This window comes from Candidatus Pelagibacter sp. PS_10_02, from assembly GCF_059418005.1.
The window spans coordinates 1,154,036-1,179,983 of the sequence record NZ_CM182076.1; the positions used below are offsets into that span (position 1 = coordinate 1,154,036).

The 25,948-nt window shown below is 29.0% G+C and carries 29 protein-coding genes and 1 pseudogene; 15 read left to right on the top strand and 15 right to left on the bottom strand.

All coding sequences use genetic code 11. The features are described from left to right. Position 1: 1 nt before the first annotated feature. Positions 2-628 (bottom strand): imidazole glycerol phosphate synthase subunit HisH, encoded by a 627-nt coding sequence (hisH, locus tag AC5SL1_RS06330; protein WP_494599515.1) that lies wholly within the window; start codon positions 626-628, stop codon positions 2-4. Between the two features lie 5 nt (positions 629-633). Then, positions 634-1,224, bottom strand: coding sequence for an imidazoleglycerol-phosphate dehydratase HisB (gene hisB, locus AC5SL1_RS06335; protein WP_271516978.1), 591 nt, complete (start codon positions 1,222-1,224; stop codon positions 634-636). Between the two features lie 91 nt (positions 1,225-1,315). On the opposite strand from hisB, the gene hslV reads away from it, so the two are divergent. After that, complete coding sequence (gene hslV / locus AC5SL1_RS06340; protein ID WP_494599517.1) at positions 1,316-1,831, top strand: ATP-dependent protease subunit HslV; 516 nt, start codon at positions 1,316-1,318, stop codon at positions 1,829-1,831. Then, positions 1,831-3,198 carry an ATP-dependent protease ATPase subunit HslU gene (hslU, locus tag AC5SL1_RS06345; RefSeq protein WP_494599519.1) on the top strand — a complete coding sequence of 456 codons (1,368 nt, stop codon included), beginning with the start codon at positions 1,831-1,833 and terminating at the stop codon, positions 3,196-3,198. The genes hslV and hslU overlap by 1 nt, the downstream gene beginning before the upstream one ends. Positions 3,199-3,201: 3 nt before the next feature. Here hslU and AC5SL1_RS06350 read toward each other — a convergent pair whose 3' ends face one another. Next, entirely contained in the window at positions 3,202-3,627 is a 426-nt protein-coding gene (locus tag AC5SL1_RS06350; protein ID WP_494599521.1) for a Smr/MutS family protein, read from the bottom strand. Continuing rightward, complete coding sequence (locus tag AC5SL1_RS06355; RefSeq protein WP_494599523.1) at positions 3,628-4,221, bottom strand: Tim44/TimA family putative adaptor protein; 594 nt, start codon at positions 4,219-4,221, stop codon at positions 3,628-3,630. Positions 4,222-4,279: 58 nt separating this feature from the next. Between AC5SL1_RS06355 and AC5SL1_RS06360 the strand changes: the two genes are divergently transcribed. Continuing rightward, positions 4,280-4,702: an FxsA family protein gene (locus tag AC5SL1_RS06360; protein ID WP_494599525.1), complete on the top strand. Its 423-nt coding sequence runs from the start codon at positions 4,280-4,282 to the stop codon at positions 4,700-4,702. Further along, positions 4,686-5,108 carry a protein-export chaperone SecB gene (locus AC5SL1_RS06365; protein ID WP_494599527.1) on the top strand — a complete coding sequence of 141 codons (423 nt, stop codon included), beginning with the start codon at positions 4,686-4,688 and terminating at the stop codon, positions 5,106-5,108. Before AC5SL1_RS06360 ends, AC5SL1_RS06365 begins: the two co-directional genes overlap by 17 nt. Here the strand turns inward: AC5SL1_RS06365 and dnaQ are convergent. Genes dnaQ through AC5SL1_RS06390 form a run of 5 tightly spaced genes read right to left on the bottom strand, consistent with a single transcriptional unit; the run spans position 5,101 to position 8,538 of the window. Continuing rightward, positions 5,101-5,772 (bottom strand): DNA polymerase III subunit epsilon, encoded by a 672-nt coding sequence (dnaQ, locus tag AC5SL1_RS06370; RefSeq protein WP_494599529.1) that lies wholly within the window; start codon positions 5,770-5,772, stop codon positions 5,101-5,103. The genes AC5SL1_RS06365 and dnaQ overlap by 8 nt on opposite strands. 1 nt (position 5,773) lies before the next feature. Next, the gene (gene coaE, locus AC5SL1_RS06375) at positions 5,774-6,343 is read right to left on the bottom strand and encodes a dephospho-CoA kinase (RefSeq protein ID WP_494599531.1); all 570 of its coding nucleotides are present in this window, start codon (positions 6,341-6,343) and stop codon (positions 5,774-5,776) included. Continuing rightward, complete coding sequence (gene aroE / locus AC5SL1_RS06380) at positions 6,340-7,137, bottom strand: shikimate dehydrogenase (protein WP_494599533.1); 798 nt, start codon at positions 7,135-7,137, stop codon at positions 6,340-6,342. Before aroE ends, coaE begins: the two co-directional genes overlap by 4 nt. Continuing rightward, positions 7,137-7,721 (bottom strand): Maf family protein, encoded by a 585-nt coding sequence (locus AC5SL1_RS06385; protein ID WP_494579800.1) that lies wholly within the window; start codon positions 7,719-7,721, stop codon positions 7,137-7,139. Before AC5SL1_RS06385 ends, aroE begins: the two co-directional genes overlap by 1 nt. Further along, positions 7,711-8,538 (bottom strand): pyruvate, water dikinase regulatory protein, encoded by an 828-nt coding sequence (locus AC5SL1_RS06390; protein WP_494579802.1) that lies wholly within the window; start codon positions 8,536-8,538, stop codon positions 7,711-7,713. Before AC5SL1_RS06390 ends, AC5SL1_RS06385 begins: the two co-directional genes overlap by 11 nt. A gap of 286 nt (positions 8,539-8,824) precedes the next feature. On the opposite strand from AC5SL1_RS06390, the gene hemE reads away from it, so the two are divergent. The 9 genes from hemE to AC5SL1_RS06435 all read left to right on the top strand — a co-directional run bounded on the left by hemE (position 8,825) and on the right by AC5SL1_RS06435 (position 18,339). Beyond that, a complete protein-coding gene (gene hemE / locus AC5SL1_RS06395; RefSeq protein WP_494599535.1) occupies positions 8,825-9,829 on the top strand; it encodes a uroporphyrinogen decarboxylase in 1,005 nt (334 codons plus the stop codon). Beyond that, on the top strand, positions 9,830-10,864 hold the full coding sequence (gene hemH / locus AC5SL1_RS06400) for a ferrochelatase (RefSeq protein ID WP_494599537.1): 1,035 nt from the start codon (positions 9,830-9,832) through the stop codon (positions 10,862-10,864). It begins immediately after the preceding gene. Beyond that, a complete protein-coding gene (hemJ, locus tag AC5SL1_RS06405; protein WP_494579807.1) occupies positions 10,857-11,291 on the top strand; it encodes a protoporphyrinogen oxidase HemJ in 435 nt (144 codons plus the stop codon). Before hemH ends, hemJ begins: the two co-directional genes overlap by 8 nt. Positions 11,292-11,359: 68 nt before the next feature. After that, complete coding sequence (gene rho, locus AC5SL1_RS06410) at positions 11,360-12,628, top strand: transcription termination factor Rho (protein ID WP_494599539.1); 1,269 nt, start codon at positions 11,360-11,362, stop codon at positions 12,626-12,628. A gap of 61 nt (positions 12,629-12,689) precedes the next feature. Continuing rightward, positions 12,690-14,021, top strand: coding sequence for a tRNA uridine-5-carboxymethylaminomethyl(34) synthesis GTPase MnmE (gene mnmE, locus AC5SL1_RS06415; RefSeq protein ID WP_494599541.1), 1,332 nt, complete (start codon positions 12,690-12,692; stop codon positions 14,019-14,021). Positions 14,022-14,186: 165 nt separating this feature from the next. Then, the gene (gene mnmG, locus AC5SL1_RS06420; RefSeq protein WP_494599543.1) at positions 14,187-16,058 is read left to right on the top strand and encodes a tRNA uridine-5-carboxymethylaminomethyl(34) synthesis enzyme MnmG; all 1,872 of its coding nucleotides are present in this window, start codon (positions 14,187-14,189) and stop codon (positions 16,056-16,058) included. After that, the gene (locus AC5SL1_RS06425) at positions 16,058-16,696 is read left to right on the top strand and encodes a 16S rRNA (guanine(527)-N(7))-methyltransferase RsmG (RefSeq protein ID WP_494599545.1); all 639 of its coding nucleotides are present in this window, start codon (positions 16,058-16,060) and stop codon (positions 16,694-16,696) included. The genes mnmG and AC5SL1_RS06425 overlap by 1 nt, the downstream gene beginning before the upstream one ends. Further along, positions 16,697-17,491: a ParA family protein gene (locus tag AC5SL1_RS06430; RefSeq protein ID WP_494599547.1), complete on the top strand. Its 795-nt coding sequence runs from the start codon at positions 16,697-16,699 to the stop codon at positions 17,489-17,491. It begins immediately after the preceding gene. Beyond that, positions 17,491-18,339 carry a ParB/RepB/Spo0J family partition protein gene (locus tag AC5SL1_RS06435; protein ID WP_494599549.1) on the top strand — a complete coding sequence of 283 codons (849 nt, stop codon included), beginning with the start codon at positions 17,491-17,493 and terminating at the stop codon, positions 18,337-18,339. Before AC5SL1_RS06430 ends, AC5SL1_RS06435 begins: the two co-directional genes overlap by 1 nt. Here the strand turns inward: AC5SL1_RS06435 and holA are convergent. From holA to AC5SL1_RS06455, 4 genes and pseudogenes are all read right to left on the bottom strand, one after another. Then, a complete protein-coding gene (gene holA, locus AC5SL1_RS06440; protein WP_494599551.1) occupies positions 18,336-19,322 on the bottom strand; it encodes a DNA polymerase III subunit delta in 987 nt (328 codons plus the stop codon). The two genes, AC5SL1_RS06435 and holA, sit on opposite strands and share 4 nt — an antisense overlap. Position 19,323: 1 nt before the next feature. Further along, positions 19,324-19,773: a hypothetical protein gene (locus tag AC5SL1_RS06445; protein ID WP_494599553.1), complete on the bottom strand. Its 450-nt coding sequence runs from the start codon at positions 19,771-19,773 to the stop codon at positions 19,324-19,326. Then, a pseudogene (gene leuS / locus AC5SL1_RS06450) lies at positions 19,773-22,312 on the bottom strand (leucine--tRNA ligase). Before leuS ends, AC5SL1_RS06445 begins: the two are co-directional and overlap by 1 nt. An 81-nt stretch (positions 22,313-22,393) precedes the next feature. Next, the gene (locus AC5SL1_RS06455; protein ID WP_494599555.1) at positions 22,394-22,972 is read right to left on the bottom strand and encodes a DUF3576 domain-containing protein; all 579 of its coding nucleotides are present in this window, start codon (positions 22,970-22,972) and stop codon (positions 22,394-22,396) included. Positions 22,973-23,144: 172 nt separating this feature from the next. On the opposite strand from AC5SL1_RS06455, the gene AC5SL1_RS06460 reads away from it, so the two are divergent. Beyond that, complete coding sequence (locus AC5SL1_RS06460; protein WP_494599557.1) at positions 23,145-24,224, top strand: porin; 1,080 nt, start codon at positions 23,145-23,147, stop codon at positions 24,222-24,224. Between the two features lie 19 nt (positions 24,225-24,243). On the opposite strand, the gene AC5SL1_RS06465 is transcribed toward AC5SL1_RS06460, so the two are convergent. Beyond that, a complete protein-coding gene (locus AC5SL1_RS06465) occupies positions 24,244-24,810 on the bottom strand; it encodes a thiamine phosphate synthase (protein WP_494599559.1) in 567 nt (188 codons plus the stop codon). On the opposite strand from AC5SL1_RS06465, the gene AC5SL1_RS06470 reads away from it, so the two are divergent. Beyond that, positions 24,805-25,458: a YggS family pyridoxal phosphate-dependent enzyme gene (locus AC5SL1_RS06470; protein ID WP_494579827.1), complete on the top strand. Its 654-nt coding sequence runs from the start codon at positions 24,805-24,807 to the stop codon at positions 25,456-25,458. The genes AC5SL1_RS06465 and AC5SL1_RS06470 overlap by 6 nt on opposite strands. On the opposite strand, the gene AC5SL1_RS06475 is transcribed toward AC5SL1_RS06470, so the two are convergent. After that, positions 25,455-25,943: a L,D-transpeptidase family protein gene (locus AC5SL1_RS06475; protein ID WP_494579829.1), complete on the bottom strand. Its 489-nt coding sequence runs from the start codon at positions 25,941-25,943 to the stop codon at positions 25,455-25,457. The genes AC5SL1_RS06470 and AC5SL1_RS06475 overlap by 4 nt on opposite strands. Positions 25,944-25,948 lie beyond the last annotated feature (5 nt).

Here is a 25,948-nt window from a genome sequence, read left to right on the forward strand (position 1 = left end):
TCTATAAATTCAAAAAATTTTCTATTAACTTTAATCCAATTCTATCACTTTTTTCAGGGTGAAATTGAGTTCCAAAGATATTTTCTTTTTCAACAGAGCAAACAATATTTGACGAATATTCTGTTGTTGCTGAAATTGTACTTTTATCATCTGGAATGAATTCATAACTATGTACAAAATACATGTGTGATTTATTTTCTATATCCTTAAAAATCTTGCTTTCTTTAATGATTTTTATATCATTCCAACCAATGTGTGGAAGTTTGAATTTATTATTTTGATTATCAATCTTTGAAACTTTGCCTGAGATCCAACCCAGGCCTTTTGTTTCAATTTCTTCATAACCAAGATCTGCAAACATTTGTAAACCAACACAAATCCCAAGAAGAGGTTTTTTATTTATTATTGCAAACTCATTGAGTGTTTCTATCAAACCATTTATGCTACTTAATGCATCAACACAGCTCTTAAAAGATCCCTGTCCTGGCAATACAAGTTTATCACTTGATTTTATTTTATTTAGATTAGAGGTTACTTCAATTTTAACTTTATCTTTTGCAGCTTCCTTAAAAGAATTAATTACAGAGCTTATGTTTCCTGAATTATAATCAACAATTGTGACATTCATTAAGCTTATAATGAGCCTTTAGTTGATGGTATGCTTTTTTTATTTCTAGGATCTATTTCTAAAGCAGTCCTCAGTGATCTTGCTAGAGCCTTAAAGCAGGACTCAATTATGTGATGACTATTGTCTCCATAGATGTTTTCCATATGAAGTGTTATGCCTGCTGATTGAGAAAATGCTTGAAACCATTCTTTAAAAAGTTCTGTATCCATTTCACCAAGTCTTTCTACTTTAAGCTTAACTTTCCATATTAAATATGGTCTGTTAGAGACATCAATTGCAACTCTTGTTAAGGTTTCATCCATTGGTATCATTGCATGGGCATATCTTTTTATCCCTGCATAGTCTTTCAATGCCTTCTTTAAAGCCTCACCAATAGCAATTCCAGTATCCTCTGTTGTGTGATGAAGATCAATGTGTGTGTCCCCTTTTGCCTTAAGATTGATATCAATTAGTGAATGTTTGGATAATTGCTCAAGCATATGATCTAAAAAACCTATGCCTGTATCAATATTATATTTACCTTTACCATCAATATTTAAATCAACACTAATGCTGGTCTCTTTCGTTTTTCTTGAAACTTTTCCTTTTCTGCTCATAATATTTAATAGGTATATAGAGATTAGCTAACTATATCAATATTAGTAATCGAGCACTTGAAGAAAAAAAATTAATATCCATTTATAATCTATGACTACAATAGTACTTATTAGAAAAAACAACGAAGTTGTGGTTGCTGGAGACGGTCAAGTTAGTATGGGAAATACTGTGATCAAAAGCACAGCAGCAAAAGTTCGAAAAATCGAAAAAAGAAATGTAATAGCAGGATTTGCAGGGTCTACTGCTGATGCCTTAACTTTGTTTGAAAGATTGGAGGCAAAACTTGAAAAGCATGCTGGAAACCTACCACGTGCTGCTGTTGAATTAGCTAAAGATTGGCGAACTGATAAATATTTAAGAAGATTAGAGGCTTTAATGGCAATTGGTGACAAAGATAATAGTTATATAATTTCTGGCACAGGTGATGTTCTTGAGCCAGAAGGTGATGCAATTGGCATAGGTTCTGGTGGAAACTATGCATTAGCAGCTGCTAAAGTTTTATTAGAAACAGATTTGGGTGCAGAAGAAGTTGCAAGAAAAGCTATTAAGATAGCATCAGAAATTTGTGTTTTTACCAACGACAATGTTAAAATAGAAAAAATTTAATGAAAGACACAAACGTTACTCCATTTCCAAAAGAAAAGATTCCAAACAATGATGGATCGTTAGTTAGCTCTTTATCCCCAAGAGAAATAGTATCAGAATTAGATAGATATGTAGTTGGTCAAAACAAAGCCAAAAAGGCTGTTGCGATAGCTCTAAGGAATAGATGGCGAAGACAAGCCCTACAAGGTGAAATGAAAAATGAAGTTCTACCTAAAAACATTTTAATGATAGGACCGACTGGTGTTGGTAAAACTGAAATCTCTAGAAGACTTTCTAAATTGGCAGAAGCCCCTTTTGTGAAAGTAGAAGCAACTAGATTTACAGAAGTTGGCTATGTTGGAAGAGATGTTGAACAAATTATAAGAGATCTTCTTGAAATTGCTATTGCTATGGAAAAAGTAAAGAAAAGAAAAGAAGTATATGCAAAAGCACAAAAGCTTGCTGAGGAAAAAGTTTTAGATGCTTTGGTGGGTCATAAAGCAAGCCTTGCCACAAGAGAGAGTTTCAGAAAAAGACTAAGAGATGGAGATTTAGACGATAATGAAATTGAAATTGCAGTGAATAATAATGGTTCCCAAGCTTCATTTGAAATTCCTGGAATGCCTGGGGCTAATATTGGCATGATTAATATCGGCGAAATGATTGGTAAATCAGTTGGCAATAAACAAAAAAAGAAAAAGATGACTGTTAAAGAATCTCATGAAATTTTAATAAATGATGAGGCCGATAAGTTAATTGAGGAAGACAAAATTATTAAATCTGCAAAAAATTCAACTGAGAATAATGGAATAGTTTTTTTAGATGAAATTGATAAAATTTCAGGTCGGACAGATAGAGTTGGAGGAGATGTGTCTAGAGAAGGTGTACAAAGAGATCTTCTTCCTTTGATTGAGGGAACAACTGTAAGTACAAAATATGGTCCAATTAAAACAGATCACATTTTATTTATTGCTTCTGGAGCATTTCAATTGGCAAAACCTTCAGATCTGCTTCCAGAATTACAAGGAAGACTCCCTATAAGAGTAGAGCTTGAAGCTTTAAATAGTGATGACTTTATAAGAATACTTAAAGAGCCTGACTATAGTTTAATCAAACAATATATTGCTTTGCTTAAAACAGAAAATGTAGAGCTAGAGTTTTCTGATGATGGAATTGATGCTATTGCCAATATTGCATCCGAAGTAAATTCTACAGTAGAAAATATTGGTGCAAGAAGACTTCATACAATTATTGAAAGAATTTTGGATGACATAAGTTTTACTGCAACAGATAGAGCTGGAGAAAAGATTATAATCAATTCTCAATATGTTAAACAGAACCTAGATGAACTAGTTAAAGATACAGATCTCTCTAAATTTATTCTTTAATGATCACTTAAGTTTATTTTTATTTCTAAGAAAAATATAAAATGCACCACTACCACCGTCTTCAATCTTAGCATCAGTAATTTCTATAATCATTTTCATTAGATTATTATTTGACTCAATAAATTCAGGAACTGAATATTTTAATATACTTAAATCTTTCGAGAGATAGGGGTTGTGAATATTTTTAGACCTTAAACCTTTTCCAGTAATTACTATAATTTTAGTGACATCTTCATCAAAGGACTTTTGAATAAATTGCTCTATAGCTTTGTTTGCTTCTTGAAGTGTAAAACCATGAAGATCTATTTTTTTTATTTTTTCATGTCTTATTTTTTTATTAACAATAAAATCTTTATTGGGTATTTTTTCTTTATCTTTTAAAAAATTTTCCCAATCCTCTTTATCTTTATCTGAAATTTTTTTATTCAATTACGTAAGTGTATCAATTAACAGCCAGTTAGGATTATTTGACTTAAGGTCTCTTGAAAAAACCCATGTATCATAAACAGTTTTAATTTTTTCACTATCACCAGAAATTATTTTTTTTTCTTTATCTTTCACACAAGTAATTATTTCACTAACAAAATCCACCGTAACCTCAAAACTATTTTCTACTTTTTTATAAGACTTTACTAATGCTGACTTAATTCCTATAAATGTAATTTCTGCGAACTGACCCCTTCTTTCTCTTTCTTCAAGTGCTTCTTTAAACTGATCAAAAATCTTTTTACTTAAAAGAGGTTTGCTGGCTATTAATTTATTATCACTATCACTAAAGTCTGTAATAATTGTCTCATAAGCTATTTTTGCACCTTTTAAAAATTCTTTTTGTGATTGTTCATCAAAATTTGCGCTTACTGGTTTTGGGTTTATGTTTATTTCCTGGAATTCTTTTTCGATTGGTGAAGGAATTTTACCCTCAAAACCAGTTTTTTTTCCAAGTATTCCTCGTAAACGTAAAAATATGAAACCTGCAATCATTGCTAAGAGAATAATATCGAAGTATTCAAAACTATAATTCATAACTTGATAATATTTACTAAGTTGATTAATTACAACTAGCAATTTAGACTAAGGACAAATGAACACATTTTTATTATTACTTATAGGTATTCCGGTTATTGAGATTTATTTATTTATTAAATTAGGTTCTCAAATAGGTGCCTTTTATACAATTTTATTGATTTTTGTTACTGCATTTTTTGGTGTTGTTTATGCCCGCTATGAAGGTTTTAATACATTGCGATCTGGGATGTCTCAAATGGTAAAAAATGAACTCCCAGTTTACGAAATTATTTCTGGAGCGGCCTTAGCTTTTGCTGCACTCCTTTTAATTTTGCCTGGATTTGCTACTGATTTTATAGGCTTATTAATAATATTTCCACCAACAAGAAAATTGATTTTTAAAAAAGTATCAAATAAACAAAGACCCATAAATAAAAAACAAGATTTTATTAATGGCGAATTTGAAGATATAGAGGATGAAGATGACAGAAAATTTTAAAATTTTAGCAGAATTCATAAAAGATATATCTAGTGAAACACCAAATATTGAAAGTTATATATATGTAAAAGAAAATATTTCAAAATATCAATTGAATATAGATATTAGCTCTAAACCTCTTAAAAATAAAATGGTAGAGATTAGCACGACGTTAAAATTTGAAGACAAAGAGTATAATGATAAAAAATCATATTTTGAAATAGTATATGCTTCCATTGTTCAAGTTGATGAGGCAGTCAAAGATAAAAAAGAACTTGAAAAAATTATATTGTGTGATGTTCAAAATAAAATTTATCCTACCCTTGAAAAAGCATTTTTAAATTTGCTGCATAATTCAGGGTTTCCAGAAATAAAACTCGAAAAAAAAATTAATTTTACAGAGCTATATAAGCAAAGGGCTAATTAAAAAAATTTTTTCTTAAGCTATTTTTTACATACTCTTTGTGAAGCTTTAGCTCTTCCTCGGTAGGCTTAACAACTTTTTCATAATATTGGTTTGTATTACTTGTATTAATTGTTGTTCTTTCATTATCTTCATTTTTGAAATTAAGTGTGGGCTCTTTTTGATCTAACAAATTAATATAAACTTTCGCTAATAAATCGCAGTCTATAAGGGCGGTGTGTTGAGTTCGATTTGAATTGTCTATACGATATCTTTTACAAAGCGCATCTAGACTGGTGGGTGAACCAGGAAACTTATCTCTAGCTAAGGCAAGTGTATCGATGGTATTTTTACTCTCTATTTTTTCCCTACCTAATAGTGTCAATTCATTATTTAAGTGCGATAAGTCAAATTCAGCATTATGAATTACTAATCTCTTATTTTTAATAAAGCTTAAAAACTCTTCTACAATCTCTGAAAATTTTTTTTGTGTAGATAAAAATTCATCTGTGTATCCATGTACTTCTAGCGCTCTTTCAGAAACTTTTCTTTCAGGATTAAGATAACAGTGAAACTTATTTTTTGTTGGAATTAAATTATCTAACTCAATACAACCAATTTCTACAATCCTGTGTCCCTCTTTAACTGATAGTCCGGTTGTTTCTGTATCTAATACAACTTCTTTCATTTTATATAATTTTTTTTAGTATTCTTTCTATTCTTTGTCTAACTAATTTTTTTGTAAAGTTGTTTTTAATTATATAATTTGATTTTTTTTTTTTAAAACTCAAAGGAAGTTGAATTTTTTTAAATTTTTTAAATAAATCAATATTAAAGTTATCTCTTTTTTTTAATCTTTTAATGGTTTCTGATTTATTTGATTGAATGAAAATTAAAATGTCATCTTTTTTATTTAGTCTATTTTCAAGAAAAAGGGGGATGTCTAAAACAACTGCTTTTTTTTTATTATTATTTTTTAAAAATATATCCATTTTTTTTTTAATTTCTGGATGAATAATTTTGGTTATTTCTTTTAAGTTTTTCTCATTATTTGTTATTGCCCTTATAATTTGATCTTTTTTTGCTGGGAATGACGAAAAATAGTCAGGGAATTTTTCTTTTAATTTCATAAAACATTGCCTGTTGTTTTTATAAATTTTAGCAACCTCTAAATCTGCATTAAAAACAGGAAAATTAAAAAGTTTAGCTATGTGAGTTTTCCCTGACCCTATGCCTCCCAAAACAGCTATTCTAATCATAAATTAAGTAAATTAATGGCCTCTGTATCTATTTTTGGTAGAACTCCATGCCATATAAAAAAAGCCTTTTGAGCTTGATATAAAAACATTGTTTTTCCATTTTCAGTTTTTCCGCCGAACTTTTTAGCCTCTTTTAAAAAATTTGTTTCTTTAGGGTTATAAATTACATCATAAAAAAATTTATCTTTACTAATTTTTTCATAGTCTAATTTAATCACATCTGCTTTATCCAGGCCAACACTAGTTGCATTTATAATAATATCAAAATCAATTATTTCTCCCCATTTTATTATTTCTACATCAGAAAAGGTCTTTTTAATTTCAGTTGCATTTTTTTCTGTTCTGTTGGTGATAAAAATTTTATCTATTTTTAATTTTTTTAAAGCAATAATTATTGATGAAACTACTCCACCCGCCCCCAAAATAAGTGCTGTTTTATTTTCTATAGTTTGTTTTGTCTTTTCTAAAGCAATTTTAAAACCATCAATATCTGTATTATCTCCTATAATTTTATTTTTCATTTTATAAATTGTGTTTACAGACTGTGATCTATCGGCTTCAGAAGTCAAAGAGTCCAACAAAGGTATGATTTTATTTTTAAATGGAACCGTTATATTTGCTCCATGGATGTTTTCTTCTTTGATGTCAGAAATGAATTTCTTTAATTCATTCTCTTGTATTAGTTTTTTTTCATAGGATGCGTTTATTTTATTCTTTTTAATCCAATAATTGTGCAAATCTGGCGATAAAGAATGTTGTATTGGATTGCCAATAACTAAAAATTTTTTAATCATTAAAATATATTTAAATATTCCTTTATTTGTTTAATGGGTAATCCCATAATGGTGTCTTCATCTCCATCAATTTTAGAAAATAAACTTCTCCCCGCTCCTTCAATTTGATAAACATTATAAGCATAAAGCGCTTCGTCTGAAATTTTAGCCAAATAATCTTCTAGCTCTAAAAAACTCATGTTTTTCATGGTTAATGAAGCTTTGTCTGTATGATTCCATAACATCGAACCTCCCTTTGAAATACAGACAGAGCTAACTAATTGATGGGTTTTGCCATTTAATTTTTGAAGTATTTTAATGGCCTCAGCTCTATCATTCGGCTTTGATATTATTTGTCCTTCTAAATCGATAACACTGTCTGCTCCCAAAATTATTTCACTGGTAAATTTTTGACTTATTTTATTTGCTTTTAGTTCTGCTAAATTTTTTGAAATAATTGTTGGTGTTGCATTTTGTTTTAGCAGACTTTTTTTAATACTATCTTCATCAACATTAGACGGTTCAACTCTGCAATTAATTCCATTATCTTCCAAAATTTTTTTTCTTACTCCACTTTTTGAGGCAAGTATTATTTTATCGATCATTATTTTTAAATATTTCATGAATTTTAATTATCGAGGCTGCTGTTTCTTCAACTGATTTTCTCGTAACATCAATTATTGGCCATTTATATTTTGCAAATGTTTTTTTTGCTTCCATAATTTCTTTTTCAATTTTTTTTATATCTGTATAGCTTGTGTTTTCTGTCTCTTTTAGTGTGTTCATCCTATTTTTTCTTATATCGGCTAATCTTTCAGGTTCAGTTGTGAGTCCAACAACACACGATAATTTTGGGTTTGTTTTTAATGTTTCTGGAACTGAGTTTTCATTAACCAAAGGAATGTTTAGCGTTTTGAGTCCTCTATTTGCAAGATAGATAGATGTGGGAGTTTTACTAGTCCTACTTACTCCTAACAATACTAAATCAGCTTTATTAATGTCCTGAACTAAATTACCATCATCATGGGCCATAGTAAATTGGATAGCCTCTATTCTTTCATAATACTCTTCGTTAAGTTCGTGCTGTCCGCTAGGTTTGTGTGATGCTTTTTGGTTTAAAAGTTTAGAAAAATTTAAGATTAAATTTCCTAAAACACTAAAGCAAGGAATTTTTTTTTCATCGCTTTTGTTGCCTAAAAATTTAGCAAGTGAACTATCTACAATTGTATATAAAATTATAGCATTTGGTTTTTTTTCTGCTTCTTCAATTATTTTAATGATTTGATTATTGGTTCTTGTAAAAAAATAAGATTTAACATCATATTCTATATTTTTAAATTGTGCTTTAATTGCTAAAAACACTCTGTCTAAAGTTTCACCTGTAGAATCAGAAATGAGATATATTTGATATGTATTACTCATGAATAAAATGTTGGTAATTAAGTATTATTTTTATCACTTTTTTCCATTAATGAAGTTTATTATTTTTTATTGTAAAACAACGTTTTTACAAACATTAATAAACATGTGAACTATTTATATACAACTTATCGAACAAGATTAGAAAATATATTAATTATACTATTTAAAAAGAGATCTTAAATATTATTAATTGTTAATAAAAAGTGTATAAAATTGGTAAAATAATTTATTACCATTATTCACATACTATATAACTAATACTATAATTAAATAATTACTTATTATTATGACTCCTATTCAGGAAACAATATTAAATAAAAAAACCACAAATACACCCATATGGTTAATGAGACAAGCAGGAAGATATTTGCCTGAGTTTAGAGAAATTAGGAAAAATAATCCAGATTTTATAAAATTATGCTTAAATGAAACATTATCATCTGAAGTTACTTTACAACCTTTAAAAAGATTCGAGCTAGATGCTGCAATAATTTTTTCAGATATTTTAATGTTGCCTTATGGATTAAATCAAAAAGTAGAATTTAAAAAAGATTTTGGCCCTCGGTTAGGTGATTTAAATTTAGAAGATTTGGTAAAAATTAATGAAACAGATTTTTTAAAAAAATTGGATCCAGTTTACAAATCTATTAAGAAAGTAAGTGAGCAAAATTTAATTAATAATAAGAGTTTAATAGGTTTTGTTGGCGCACCCTGGACACTATTGGTTTACATGATTAATAAACATTCGCCAAAAAAACAATTGGAAAAAAAAATTTTTTTTGAAAATAAAAATCTAATAAAAAAAATACTATTAATCTTAGATAAATTTTTAAAAATACATATTGATCAACAAATTAAAAATGGAGCAAACATAATACAAATTTTTGATAGTTGGGCTGGATTGTTGGATGAAAATGATTTACCTAATTACGTATACAATCCAACATTAAGTTTGGTAAACTATGTTAAATCGCTTAATGTTCCTGTAATTTGTTTTCCTAGAGGAATAAAAAATTATAAAAATTATTGTGATATAGTCAATCCGGATGTAGTCAATATCGATTATGATGTAGATCCAATATCAATATCTAAATTAATTAATATTCCTGTACAAGGAGGGTTGGATCCTAAAGTTTTGCTAACAGATATTAGTAACCTTAAAAAACAAGCCTTAAAATACCTAGATATATTTAAAGACCATCCTTATATTTTTAATTTAGGCCACGGTGTCCTGCCAGAGACCAATCCTGAAATGGTTGATTATTTAGTAAAGATAGTAAAAGATTATTAAATGAAAAAAGCAATAATTTTATTTAATCTTGGGGGCCCAGACAAAATAGAAAATGTTGAGCCTTTTTTATTTAATTTGTTTAATGATCCAGCAATATTAAATTTACCAACTTTTCTAAGATATCCTCTTGCAAAATTAATTTCTAATAGAAGGGCGCCTGTTGCAAAAAAAATTTATGAAGAGCTTGGTGGCGCATCACCAATATTAAAACTAACAAAAGAACAATCAGACGCTCTTGAAAAAAAGATTAATCAAGATCAAGAGGTTGACGAATATAAATGTTTTATTGTTATGAGGTGTTGGCACCCAAGAGCGGAGCAAGTGATTAAAGAAGTACAGTTTTTTAATCCAGAAGAAGTTATTTTAATACCCCTCTATCCCCAATATTCTGCAGCAACCTCTGGGTCTTCAATTAAAGAATGGAAAGATGTTTGTAAAAAAAATCAGTATAAAGTTAAAACAAGTACCATTTGTTGTTATCCAACTGATCAAAACTTTGTAAAAGCTCACACCAAAGAGATACTTAAAAAGATTAAAGATTTAAAAAATTTTAAATTAATATTTTCAGCACACGGCTTGCCAGAAAAAAATATTAAAAAAGGAGATCCCTATCAATGGCAAGTAGAACAGTCAGTAAAAAAGATAGTGGAAGAATTAAATATTGAAAACTTAGATTGGATATTAAGCTATCAAAGTAGAGTTGGTCCACTTAAGTGGATTGGACCATCAACAGAGGACATCATTATAAAAAACTCTAAAATTGGAAAACATATAGTCCTGGTGCCTATTGCGTTTGTTTCTGAACACTCGGAAACGCTTGTTGAACTAGACATAGAATATAAAGAGCTTGCGGATGCAAATGGTTGCAAGAATTACACAAGAGTCCCTGCCCTTGGAACAAATGAAGATTTTATTAAAACAATGTCAGATTTAATAATTAAAAAAAATGAATATGAGTTTAAAGATGATCTTTATCCTCCAAAAATTCAATGTCCTTTAGAATTTAAAAAATGTCCATGTTTAAATCATGAATAGTTATTTATTATTCAAAAGTTTACATTTAATAGCCGTCATTTCTTGGATGGCGGGACTTTTATATCTACCAAGAATTTTTGTTTATCATGTTGAAAACTTAAACGATCAAAACTCTTCTTCAATTTTTAAAACCATGGAACGAAAGTTATTTTTTTACATCATGATGCCGGCCATGATTTTAAGTTGGATTTTTGGATTTATTTTAATTCTTACTATAGGAATTGATATTTTTTTTACACTTTGGGTAAAGTTAAAATTATTATTTGTTATCTTATTAACGATTTATCATTTCTATTTATCTAAATTGCTTAAAGATTTTAACTTGAACAGAAATACAAAATCATCAAAATTTTTTAGAATACTTAATGAGGTACCAACAATATTGTTAATTTTGATTGTTTTTATTGTAATATTTAAACCCATTTAGACTTGTAATATTTTAAAGAGCATATATATTCTATCTATCTTACAAATCTCAAACACACCCCCCACAACATGAATATACAAGAACTTAAATTAAAATCATCTGAACAATTAATTACACAAGCAGAAGAGCTTGGAATTGAAAATGCGAGCACACTTAGAAAGCAAGAAATATTATTTGCCATACTAAAAAAAGTTGCAGAAAAAGAGGAAATTACAGGTGCTGGTGTTTTGCAATTATTACAAGACGGTTTTGGTTTTTTAAGAGCCATGGAATCAAATTATTTAGCTGGTCCCGATGATATATATGTTAGTCCAAGTCAAATAAGAAAGTTTGGTTTAAGAACGGGTGATACTGTTGAGGGTCCTGTTAGAGCACCAAAAGAAGGCGAAAGATATTTTGCATTATTGCAAGTTAGTAAAATAAATTTTGAGGAACCTGAAAAGGCTCGTCATAAAATCGCATTTGATAACTTAACACCTCTCTACCCAGATCAACAAATGGTCATGGAAATTGAAACAACTAAAATAGAAAAAAAACCAGACTTAACACCCAGATTAATTGATCTTGTAAGTCCAATAGGCAAGGGTCAAAGATCAATTATTATTTCACCTCCTAAAGCTGGTAAAACTATGATTTTACAAAGCATAGCAAATTCTATCGCAAAAAATTATCCAACAAGCTATCTGATGGTTTTGTTAATTGATGAAAGACCAGAGGAAGTGACAGACATGCAAAGAACGGTTAAAGGTGAAGTGATTAGCTCAACATTTGATGAGCCCGCTTCAAGACATGTTGCTGTTGCTGAAATGGTTATCGAAAAAGCAAAAAGACTAACGGAACATAAAAAAGATGTAGTTATTCTGTTAGACTCAATTACTAGACTGGGCAGAGCCTATAACGCAGTAATTCCAAGCTCTGGAAAAGTTTTAACAGGTGGTGTTGATGCGAACGCGTTACAAAGACCAAAAAGATTTTTTGGAGCAGCTAGAAATATTGAAGAAGGTGGATCTTTAACAATTATCTCAACTGCTTTAATTGATACCGGTTCAAGAATGGATGAAGTAATTTTTGAAGAATTTAAAGGAACAGGAAATAGTGAAACAGTTCTTGATAGAAAAATTGCTGACAAAAGAATTTATCCTGCAATCGATATAACTAAATCAGGAACAAGAAGAGAAGAATTACTTTTTAACAAAGATGATCTTTCAAAAATGAATGTTCTGAGAAGAATTATTGCTCCAATGGGCACTATGGATGCAATTGAATTTATTAACTCAAAACTTAAAGAAACCAAAAGTAATGCAGATTTCTTTAATTCAATGAACAAACCAGCCTAAAAAATTTATTTCATTAATTTAAAGTTTTACATGAGTGTAAAATTGGAGCTATAATAATTGCATGACAATTTATGCTCTATCAACTGGTCCAGGTATTTCAGGCATAGCCATAATTAGAGTTTCAGGTGAAGACACAAAAAAAATAATAAAATTATTGACCAACGAGAATTTGCCAAAAGCCAGAGTGGCCACATTAAAAAAGATCAATAAAATTAACACTTCTGAGCTCATAGATGAGGGTATAATATTATGGTTTCCCGGCCCTGAGAGCTACACAGGCGAGGATATGGCAGAATTCCATGTACATGGTAGTAAAGCTGTAATTGACGCTCTACATTCATCTATTTCTCAAATTGAAAATTGCCGTTTGGCAGAACCTGGCGAGTTTACAAAACTTGCATTTCAAAATGGAAAAATAAATTTGCTTAAAGCCGAAAGTATAGCAGATTTAATTTCAGCAGAGACCGAAATTCAAAGGCAGCAAGCGATAAAAATAATGAATGGTAAATCATCAGAAATATTTAATGATCTTCGAGAAAAACTTTTAAAAATTTTATCAAATGTCGAAGCAAAAATAGATTTCCCCGATGAAGATTTGCCAGTTGATGTTTTAAAAAATATTAAAAAAATTTCTGATGAAGTCATTTTAAGCATTAAAAAAATTTTAAACGATCAAAAAGTTGGAGAAAGGATTAGGGAAGGTTTTAAGATTGCAATTATAGGACCAACTAATGCTGGAAAATCTAGTCTACTAAATCATCTATCAAAAAGAGATGTTGCAATAGTATCCGAGATAGCGGGGACCACAAGAGACGTAATAGAAACTCACTTAAATATTGATGGATATCCAGTTGTGGTTTCCGACACTGCAGGAATTAGAGACTCTAAAAATGATATAGAAAAAAAAGGAATAAAGTTAGCCCTTGATAAGGCGGAAAATGCAGACCTAAAGTTGATCATTGTAGACGCTAAAAGTATTGATTTTAAAGGAGTTTTGAGGAAATTGATGGATGAAAATGCAATTCTTGTAGTCAATAAATCTGATCTTTTAAAAAAAGATTTAAGCTCTGAAATAAAAAATTTTGAACATGTTTTAATTTCAGTAAAAAACAATCTCAACATAGAAAATTTAATCCTAAAAATTAAAGATAAATTAAAAAATAAATTTATCACAAATGAAGATATTTTAATTACTCGCGAAAGGCACAGACAACATCTTGAACAAAGCTTAAATTACTTAAAAAACTTTGAAGAAAAAAATGAAGCAGAGGATTTCGATAAAGCTGCAGAGGATCTTCGTTTAGCAACACGACATTTGGGAATGATAGTTGGAAAAGTAGATGTTGAAGAGATATTAGGTAGTATTTTCAACGATTTTTGTATAGGCAAATAAACAAGATTTTACAGGGTTTTTCAGCACATTTTCTCCATTTTTGTTGATAAACATAACTAATTCGTCAATTTAAATCATAAATACAGTCAGAATTGCTTTAGATAAATATCTTTAAAAAAAATACTGTCTGGTTGTAAATATTTATATCAGTTATAAATTTAGCTTATGAAAAATGATTTGTCGTTTGAGGTAGTGGTTATTGGTGGAGGACATGCTGGTTGTGAGGCTGCAACAGCTTCTGCGCGTCTTGGAGTTAATACCGCCCTATTCACTCATAAGATTGAAACGATAGGAGAGATGTCTTGTAACCCAGCGATAGGTGGTCTTGGTAAAGGTCATTTAGTTAGAGAGATAGATGCATTAGATGGTGTTATGGGAGAGATTGCAGATAAATCAGGCATACAATTTAGACTGCTAAACAGAAGTAGAGGTCCAGCCGTTCAAGGTCCAAGAACTCAATCAGACAGATATTTATATCGTAAATTTATGCAAGAAAAACTACTAAACTATTGTAATTTAACAGTTTTTTCAGATCCTGTAATTAAATTTATTTTTTTAAAAAACACTATAACTGGATTTGTAACAAAATCTGGGAAAAAAATTTTATGTAATAAATTAATACTAACAACAGGCACTTTTTTAAATGGATTGATACATATAGGTGAAGAGAGAACGCCAGCTGGAAGATACAATGAGAAACCTTCTACAGGATTAAGCGAGCAGTTGGAGAAATATAATTTTAAAATTGGAAGATTAAAGACAGGCACCCCTCCACGATTAGATTCAAGAACAATTAATTATAAAAATTTAGAAGAACAGTTTGCAGACGAGGATCCTTATTTTTTTTCTTTTTTAACTAAAAAAAATATTAACAAACAGGTTTCATGTAGAATGACCTATACTAATGAGAATGTTCATAACATTATTCAAAAAAATTTAAAACGGAGCGCCATGTATTCCGGTAGCATACAAGGGGTTGGCCCAAGATATTGCCCATCAATAGAGGACAAGATAGTAAAGTTTGCTGATAAAGGTCGCCACCAGATATATTTAGAGCCAGAGGGCCTAAATGATCACACAATATACCCTAATGGTATATCTACGTCACTCCCTGCGGAAGTTCAACAGGAAATATGTAATAATATCAGTGGTTTAGAAAATGTAAAGATTATTAGACCTGGATACGCTATAGAATATGATTATATAGATCCAAGAGAGCTTTTTTTAACGCTTGAAACAAAAAAAATACCTAATTTATATCTTGCGGGACAAATTAATGGTACGACAGGTTATGAAGAAGCTGCAGCACAGGGGCTCATTGCAGGAATAAATGCTGCTCTATCTTTTAAAAATGAAGAACCTTTTATTCTAGATAGATCTGATGCCTACATAGGCGTTATGATAGATGACCTTGTAACCAAAGGCGTAGCTGAGCCATATAGAATGTTTACCTCTAGAGCTGAATATAGACTATCCCTAAGAGCCGATAATGCTGATCAAAGATTAACGGAGAAAGGTATTTCAATCGGTTTAATAAATGAAATTAGAAAAGGGCTTTTTGAGGAAAAGTCAAAAAAATTAAAAATAATAGTAAAAAAAATGTCAGAATTATCAATTTCACCAAATAAAGTTAGGAATTTTGGGATAAATATAGCTCAGGATGGAGTTTTACGAAAATCAAATGAAATATTGTCTCAAAAAGGAGTTAATATGCAAAAAATAAGAGAAATATGGGCAAATATTCCCTTTTTTGGTAAAAAAATAGATGAGCAAGTTGAAATTAATGCCCATTATATGGGGTATTTAAAAAAACAAAGATCAGATATTTTAGCCTTTAAAAGAGATGAAAATTTATCCATACCTGAAGAATTTAACTATGATAACCTCTCAGGTCTTTCAAATGAGGTAAAATCTAAATTTAAATTGATCAGGCCAAAAACCTTGGGTCAAGCTTTGAGAATTGACGGAATTACCCCAGCAGCTGTATATATTTTGTTGTCACATGTCAAAAGAAAGTCTATTAAGCTTATAGCTTAATGGAAGAAATTTTAGATAAATATCCACTATTAAAATATCAAAATGTTTCACGTGAAACTTGTGTAGATTTTGAAAAATTTATTATTCAATTAAAAAGAAATAATGAAGAAATTAACCTAATAAGCAAGGAAAATGCCCAGGATAATACAATAAGAGAACGACATATAGTAGATTCAGCTCAAAGTATTGATTTTGTTGATTTTAACAGTAATATTGTAACAGATATAGGTTCAGGAGGTGGATTCCCAGGAATAATAGTGTCAATTTTGATCAAAAACTTAAAAAAAAACATAAAAGTTAACTTATATGAAAAAAGTCATCATAAGAGCGTTTTTTTAAGAAAAATATCTAGAGAATTAAAATTAGAAACAGAAGTAATACAAAAAAATATTTTTGAGATAAAAAATATAAAGTCAGGTACAATAATGGCAAGAGCATTTAAGCCCTTACCAATAGTTTTAGAATTAGTTTACAATAATTTTAATAATTATAAAAATTTAATTTTATTTATGGGTAAAAATGGTGAAAAAACTTTAGAGGACACTTTAAAAATTTGGGATTTTGATTTTGAAAAAAAAAAAAGTATCACAAGCCAAGATTCATTTTTATTAAACATAAAAAATATTAAAAAAAAATAGATGCAAATTATATCTGTAATAAATCAAAAGGGTGGGGTAGGAAAAACTACAACTGTAATTAATCTTGCTGCAGGATTGGCTCAAAAAGAAAAAAAAGTTTTAATTATTGATCTTGATCCACAAGGTAATGCTACAACAGGACTTGGTTTATCAAATTTAGAAAATTCTAACGAAACAATTTATGCTGTTCTCAATGGCTCTAAGTCAATTTCTAATGTAATTAAAAAAACAAACTATCAAAATTTAGATGTAGTAACTTCAAATGTTGATTTGTCTGGTTTAGAGGTTGAGACCGCAGGAGATAGCAAACGAGCCTTCATTTTAAAAGGTGAATTAACCGCTTATTTAAATGATTTTAGAGGACAGTATGATTATATTTTAATTGATTGTCCTCCATCCCTAAGTTTACTCACTGTCATGGCTTTAGTTTCATCTCACTCCCTAGTTGTTCCATTACAGACTGAGTTTTTTGCTCTAGAAGGATTAACACAGCTAATGAAAACAATAGAAAGAATAAAAGCAAATTTAAATCCTGATTTAATAATTAGAGGAATTCTTTTAACAATGTATGACAAAAGAAATAAATTATCCTCACAAGTTGAAAAGGAAGCTAGAGATTTTTTTAACGACAAAGTTTATTTAACAGTCATTCCAAGAAATGTAAGATTGTCAGAAGCCCCATCTCATGGAATGCCTGTTTTAATTTATGATAAATCTTGTCCTGGAAGTAAATCATATTTTAACTTCACAGATGAATTTATTAATCAAGAAGAAACAATTGGGAGTGCTGCATAATGGATACCAATAAAATTAAGAAGGGTCTAGGTAGAGGATTATCTTCATTAATAGGCGAGACAAAAACAGAGGTTAATATTAATAAATTATCTATCAGCAATTTAGTTAGTAATAAATTCCAACCGAGAAAAATTTTTGATGAAGAAAATTTACAAGACTTAACTAATTCAATAAAAAAAAGAGGAATTATACAGCCGATAATTGTCAGAAAATCATCTGATGATAGCTCCAAATATGAAATAATTGCAGGTGAGAGAAGATGGTTGGCAGCTCAAAAGGCAGGTCTTCATGATGTGCCTGTAGTCATTACAGATGTCGATGATTTAAAATCATTAGAATTTGCAATAATTGAAAATGTTCAAAGGAATGATCTTAACGCACTAGAAGAAGCTCGTGGTTATCAAAGATTGATAGATGAATTTTCCTATGATCAAGAAAAAGTAGCTGAATTTATTGGAAAAAGTAGAAGTCATATAACTAATTTTTTACGACTGCTTACACTTCCAAATGGAGTTTTGAAATTAATTGAGACAAAAAAAATAACTCCAGGGCATGCAAAAATTTTAGTAGGTCTTGATAATTCAGAATTTGTTGCAAATAAAATAGTTGAGAAAAATCTCTCTGTTAGACAAGCAGAAAATTTTGTAAAAATTTTTAAGATAAAGAAACAATCCTTTAAAGGACAACGTGACATTAATTTACAGTCATTAGAAAACTCAGTTCGAGAAAAAATTGGTCTTAATGTTTTAATTAAAAATAAAAAAAACAACACAGGGTCTCTTGTGTTTGAATATAAAGATTTAGATCAATTAAATAAACTAATTGAGATTATAAAAATTAATTATTAATTGATATAAGTTTTTTCAATTATAAAATTTGATAAAATATTAATTGAATTTACAGGATTTTTTTTAATTAATAATTCGACCTCATTAATCTCATAAAGTAAAGACTTTGCTTTATTATATGACCAATTTTTAATTTGTTGTTTTATAATTTCTTTATCTTTCCAAAATATAGGTGGTTTAAATCCAGCAATTGTAGCATCTAAATTGTTTAATTTAGATTGTTCTTTGCACAATCTAACTAGTCTTTTTGTCTTTATTAGCATAGTTCTAGTTATAAGAATGCAGTCTTCCTGGGAATAATTGTTTTCATTAAGTACATTGATTGTTTTTTTTTTATTTTTAGATAAACAACTATCGATTAATTCTGATACACTATAATTTTCAGCTAAATTTGTTAGTTTAAGAATATCTTCTATTTCAATTTTTTTTTTATTTTGTGAAAAGTTTTTTATCTTTTCAAGTTCATTTTTTAAATTTTGTCTGTCACCGCGAGACCTTCCTACAATTAAATTTATTATTTGTTGAGAAATTTGAATATTATTTTCTCTAAAAAATTGACTTGTTATTGTTGATAATGTTTGTGCATTATCTTCGTAAAATGGAACACATACGGTTAGTTCGTTTTTTTCAAAAAATGATCTTAATTTGGATTTTTTTTCAAGTATTCCTCCGTTAACAATTAAAATCACTCCCTCAGGATTTTTTTCTACAATTTCTTCTACCAATTCTTTAATCTTATCCGTGGCTCTATTGATAATAATTAATTTTTCGTTTTCAAAAAAAGATTTTGTTAAAAGGTTTGAAAAAAAAGTTTCTTTATTATTTAAAATTTCATTTTCTTCATAGAAATAACAGCTTTCTAGGTTTTTTTTTTTAAATTCATCATCAATTAATTGATTTTTAAAGCCCTGGTTTTCACCATAAAATAAAAAAAATTTGTGTTTGCCTTTGATTTTTTTTATTTCGAATGACTTAACAATCATTTTAAAATTTTGATAAATATCTTATTACTTCTTCAATAACTTTTTCAATTAATATTATTTCAATATCTTTCTCATATTGGCTAAGTGCAAATTTATTTGAATTAGAATTATAATCAAATTGTTTAAAGAATTCTTTTTCTATTTTTTTGTTTTGATCGTCAGTTGTTTTAAGATTTAATCTTACGGTCATTTTATAACGAGAAGGATTACCCATTGAGTCTTTTGAAACTATGGAAATACTTTTTTTTGAATCAATTTCCAATACAATTTGTTTGATGGCATCACTGTTAGAAAAATTTTTTATTCTTTTTTCAAATATATTGTTTAATTTGCTTGTTTCCAACTTTTTGATGTTAATAATATTAAAGTTAATATTTTTGTTTGAATAAACGGATTCATATCCACAGCTATTTAATATTATAAAAATTATAATTAAAATTATTTTATTCATCAGATAATTAAGTTTATCAGTTTATTTTTAATATAGATTGTTTTTTTTAATTCTTCATTATTAATAAATTTATTTATTAAAGGATTATTTTTTATTTTAATAATTAATTCACTTTCAGAAATCTCACTAGTTAGATTAATTATACCTCTTTTTTTACCATTTATTTGAACAACGATATTAATATTTTCATTCAATATCTTTTTTTGATCAACATTTGGCCACTCAAGTTTATTTTTAGAATCTAGTTCTAGCAAACATTCGCTTGCAAGGTGAGGAGCCACAGGATGTATTAGACTTAATATTTTCTTATAATTTTTTGTCAAACTTAAATAATTAATTGGTTTTTCAATTTCTTTGTTTAAGTAATTATAGGTTTCATGATAATTTGCTATGATTACATTGTAATGAAAATTTTCTATATTTTTTGTAATTTTATCAATCATAATATTGGTAAACGATTCCAATGAACTAGAGTCACCATTTTCATTTTTAAGTGAAATCTTTGAAATAATTTTTTTGTGTAAAAGCCAAAATTTTTGAATAAATTTATATGAAGCTTGCATTCCTTGATCGGACCACTGCACATCTTTTTCAGGAGGACTATCTGATAAAATAAAAAGTCTTACCGCATCTGCACCATAATTTAAAATAATTTTTGCTGGATCCACCGTATTCTTTTTAGATTTTGACATAGACTCACTTGGTCCAACTTGTATTTTTTCATCAGGTTTTCCCTTTAAATAAAAGTTTATGTTGTCGCTTGTTTCAATATCATCAGGACTTAACCATTGATTGTTTTTATCTTTATAAGTCTCATGACAAACCATTCCTTGTGTAAAAAGTCCTTTAAATGGTTCAGGGTTTATAAATTCTTTTCTTTGATCTTTTATTGCATGCATAAAAAACCTAGAATATAAAAGATGTAGTATTGCATGCTCAACACCTCCAATGTATTGGTCGACAGGCATCCAATATTTAATTTCATCTAAAGCAAATCCTACTTCAGTGTTCTTGCTTGAACAAAATCTTAAAAAATACCAAGAAGAGTCCACAAATGTGTCCAAAGTATCCGTTTCTCTTCTGCATTTTTGACCATCTATTTCTAATTCAATCCATTCTTTTTGATGATCTAAAGGATTACCTTTAGTATTTAAATTAATGTTTTCTGGTAGTGCTACAGGTAAATCTTTTTTGGGAATTTTAACAATTTCATTTTTTTCATTATAAGCAATCGGTATAGGGCAGCCCCAATATCTTTGTCTTGAAATGCCCCAGTCTTTAAGCCTAAAATTAATTTTTTTTTTCCTAATTTTTTTTCTTCTAATATTTTAATAGCCTCTAAAATAGATTGATCTGGTGCACTTAAATCATTCAAAAATTTTGAATTAATTATTTTACCAGGACCAGTATAAGCCTTGCCACTCAGTTCAATTTTATCTTTTGAGTCAATTGGACTAACAACTGAAATGATATTTAATTTATATTTTTTTGCAAAATCAAAATCTCTTTGATCATGTGCAGGACAACCAAATATTGCCCCAAATCCATAATCCATTAATACAAAGTTTGCGAAAAAAACAGGTACTTTTATAGTTGGGTCTAAGGGATTAATAGCCATTAGACTTGTTGGAAATCCTAATTTTTCTGCTTGAGCAATAGACTCTTCTGTTGTGCCAGTTTTAGAACACTCTCTCTTAAATTCTAAAAATTTTTTATCATTTTGATAAAATTTTGCTATCGGGTGATCAACAGATACTGCCAAGAAGGAGCAACCAAATAACGTGTCGGGTCTTGTGCTAAAACATTTTATGCTTTTTACAGGCACCTTACTATCTATTTGAAAATCTATTTCACAACCAAAAGATTTACCTATCCAGTTTTTTTGCATAGTTTTCACTTTATTAGGCCACTCATTAAGTGTTTCTAGCCCCTCTAATAGCTCGTTAGAAAATTTTGATATATTGAAAAACCATTGGTTTAATTTTTTTCTCTCAACTAAAGCACCAGACCTCCATCCTCTTCCATCAATTACTTGTTCATTGGCCAAAACGGTTTCATCAACCGGATCCCAATTGACATAATTTTCTTTTCTGTAAACAAGACCTTTTTCATATAATTCTAAAAAGAGAGCTTGTTGATGCTTATAATATTCAGGTGAGCATGTTGAAATTTCTTTATCCCAGTCAATTGAAAGACCTAATTGTTTTAATTGGCCTCGCATTGTACTAATATTTTTTTCAGTCCATTTTTTTGGATCTAATTTATTTTGTCTAGCAGCATTTTCAGCTGGCATCCCAAAGGAGTCCCAGCCCATAGGGTGTAAAACGTTATAACCTTGCATTATCTTAAATCGTGCTAAAACATCTCCTATAGTATAATTTCTTACATGTCCCATATGAATTTTACCCGATGGGTAAGGAAACATTTCTAGACAATAAAATTTTTTTTTATTTTTGTCTAATGAGCTTTTAAAAAAACCATTATTGATCCAATGATCTTGCCATTTTTTTTCAATTAGTTTAAAATTGTATCTAGTCAATATTAATAAAATTATTTATTTTTTATTAAGGTCATTCCTTATCCACCGAGGCTCATTTTTTTACTACTCTATTTTGTGACATTACTTATCTTTAAGTGTAGTTCGTTTCTTACGACCATATTCTTTGGCATTTTTTGATAATAGACCTTTTTCTAAAATTGCAGCACGTTTAAGAATTGCTAATTTTATTTCAGGTTCTATGTTGGATGTAATTTTATTAACATTGCAACCCGTTCCATTGCTTAGGCATACTCTTTCGTGGACACTGATATCTAGAGCATCAGCTCTAATTTCATTAGATAAAAATCTTACAGTAATCTTTAAATCTCTCTTTTCATTTTGATCATTTGAATTACCATCAAACCATTCTGTTATTAAAATACCTCCAGAGTAACTCGCATTTGAAAAGGGAACAAAATTTAGTACATCCATAGACGCTCTCCATAATTCATTAGAGGAGGCAAAATCAAAAGTGCCACCACTTGAAGATCCCTTGCCAAATCTAATTCCTCTACCTTCTGTAATATTTTTCTTTACCCGATCATTAACATTTACTGGTGTATCTTTAATATCGGCTCTTTTAAAAATGCTATTCGAACATCCCGAAAAAGTGAAAAAAATTAGAAAAAGAAAGATAAAATATTTTTTTAAGAAATACATTTGTAGTCAAAAACCATTTGTTTTGTTGAATTTCAACAAAAAAATTGATCATATGTGATAATTTTGTCACATTTCAATAAAATAGACACTTTAGAGTAAATTCTTCAACTAAAAAAAAATTTTTTTGTTAAAAAGCCTTATTCATATTAATAATAACAAAAGGAAAATAAATATGACAAATATAAAAAAATTGGGTCTTTCAGCATTAGCAGGTTCGCTAGTTGCAGTTAGTGCTCAAGCAGGAGAAATTTCTGTAACAGGTTCTGCTAACGTAACATACGTTACTGGAAAAGATGCTGCTGCAGGAAAATCAATTGGTACTGATAAAGATGTAGCTTTTACAGGTACTGGTGAATTAGATAATGGTTGGACTTTCACAGTTAGCTCATTGTTAACTGATGCTCAAAGTATATCATCATCTTACACATCTATGACTATGGGTTCTCTAGGAACTGTATCTTTCGGTACAGATACTGGTGGAGCTAACTACAAGTATGATGAAGAGGTGCCACAAGCATACGAACAAATGTCTGATGCACAGAACAATTCTGCTAACAGAATTGGAAACATGGCTGACACAAACATGATCGTTTATAACTCACCTTCATTTGATTTAGGTGGTGTAACTGCATCATTTGATTTAGAATACTCGCCAAACATAGCGGGTAGTGGTACTGGTGTACTTGTTAATGATGGTGGTAGTGTAACTGTAAATGAAGACTTCGGATCATCAAGTGCTGCGGGTGTAACTTTAAGTTACGATGCATTAAAGTTTGGTATCTACGGTGCTGAGATTGAAAGAACTGCTCAAGGAAATACAGAAGTATCAGACGCTTTTGAAGGTGCATGGTATGTAAACTATTCATTTGGACCAGTTGCAATTGGTTACACTGAATCTTACATGGATGGTGGTGCTAATGGAACTCCAGAAGATGTTAATACTGCAAAAGATGTTGGATCTAACACAAGAACACATAATGGTTTCTTTGAAGGTAATCAAATGTCGATCGCTTTCAACGTGAATGAAAACTTTTCGATTTCATACACTGAATCAGAAGAAACTTATGATGCGCAGGATGATGCAGCAACAGCTGTAGCTGATGTTGTAATGAAAACTGATGGTATCCAAGCAGCTTACTCTATGGGTGCTATGTCAATTAAAGCATACAAAATTGACGTAACAAATCCAGCGTTTGATGAAGATGCATCTGATAAAAGTGCAACTGAAATCGCACTTGGTTTAGCGTTTTAATTAGATAAATCATTTAATTTTAAAACGGCCCAAAATTAATTTTTTGGGCCGTTTTTTTTATCCAGGATATTCCCGCAAAACCCTCACAATTTAAGAGTTTTAATTTTTTTAAATTCTTTTGATTAATTCCTCCAAGAGCAATAAAGATACTTTTGCTATTCGTTGTAAGTAAGTTAAATTTATTAATACCAAGAAAACCAATCTTTTTATTAACCTTAAATGTTGGAGCTAAGAAAATTAAATTGCAACCTTGATCTTCCTTCAGTTTAATTTCAGCTCTGTTATGAGCTGAACCTATAATTAAAAAATCATTTGGTTTGGATAAAAAATTGAAATTTTTAACTTTGTTAAAAGATGGAATATAAACTCCGTTTAATCTATGTTTAATAGCTAATTTAATATTATTTGACAAATAAAGCTCTCTTTTATTAGCCCTACAGTAATTTTTTAATGATAATATTGTACTTTCATCAGGTTTTTTTTTATAATTACGATAAATAATTGAAATATTTTTATTTAAGTTATTTAAATCAGCAGGATTGAAATCCTCAACAAACAAGTAAATTTTAGGAAATTTTTTTTGCATCAAAGTATTAATAATCTAGTTTCTATCCAAAATACATTAAAGATAGAAAAAAAAGATTCAAATCAAACAAAAATAATAGCTGTTAGTAAAACATTTCCAATTAATGAAATATTACCTTTAATTAATCATGGCCAAGTTCATTTTGGAGAGAATAAAGTTCAAGAAGCGTTAGAGAAATGGCAACCGATCAAGCAGGACTTTAAACATCTTCAATTACATATGATTGGTAAACTACAGTCAAATAAAGTTAAGTTTGTTGTGGGTTTATTTGACTATATTCATTCATTAGATAGCTTAAAATTAGCCAAAAAAATTTCTGAAGAACAAAAAAAATTAAAAAAAAAATTAAAGATATTTATCCAAATAAATATTGGAAACGAGAGCCAAAAAAGTGGAATTGATCAAGCTGAATTAAATGAATTTCATAAAATATGTATAAACGAATTAGAATTAGATATTATTGGATTGATGTGCTTGCCACCACAAAATGGAGATACTAAAAAATATTTTTCTAAAATGAAGAATCTTGCAGAGAGAATAGATGTTAAAGAATTAAGCATGGGCATGTCAAATGATTACCTTGAAGCAGCGAAATATGGGTCTACCTACCTAAGAATTGGATCTAAAATTTTTGGAAATAGAAATTAACCAATTTTTATCTTGGAGTTATTTTTTATTAATTTTACTAAAATTTCAAAATCTTTCCTCTTTAGTGCTATGCAACCCGATGTTGGTCTATAGTTATCGGTTAGATGAATAAATATAGCACTACCCTTATAAGGTATTTTTTTATCATTATGACTAATTGTAATTAAGTAATCATACTTATGATCACTTCTATATAAGTATTCTTTAAGATTTTTATTTGTAGTTTTAATTTCTGTATTATATCTTTTATCATTTGAGTCATCACACCAGGCCATATTTTTATTAATTGCTTTTTTATTAATTGAGCATTTTGGAATACCAACACGATCTTTTCTGAAATATAATTTCTTTAAATTAAATAAACCTTTCGGTGTTGAAAAATCTCCCTCTTCTTTTTGTGAGTTTAAGCCATTTTTTCCCACACAACATCTCATCTTAAAATCATCAATTATAAGAGTGTTTTTATTTAGTACATGAATTATCATAAAAA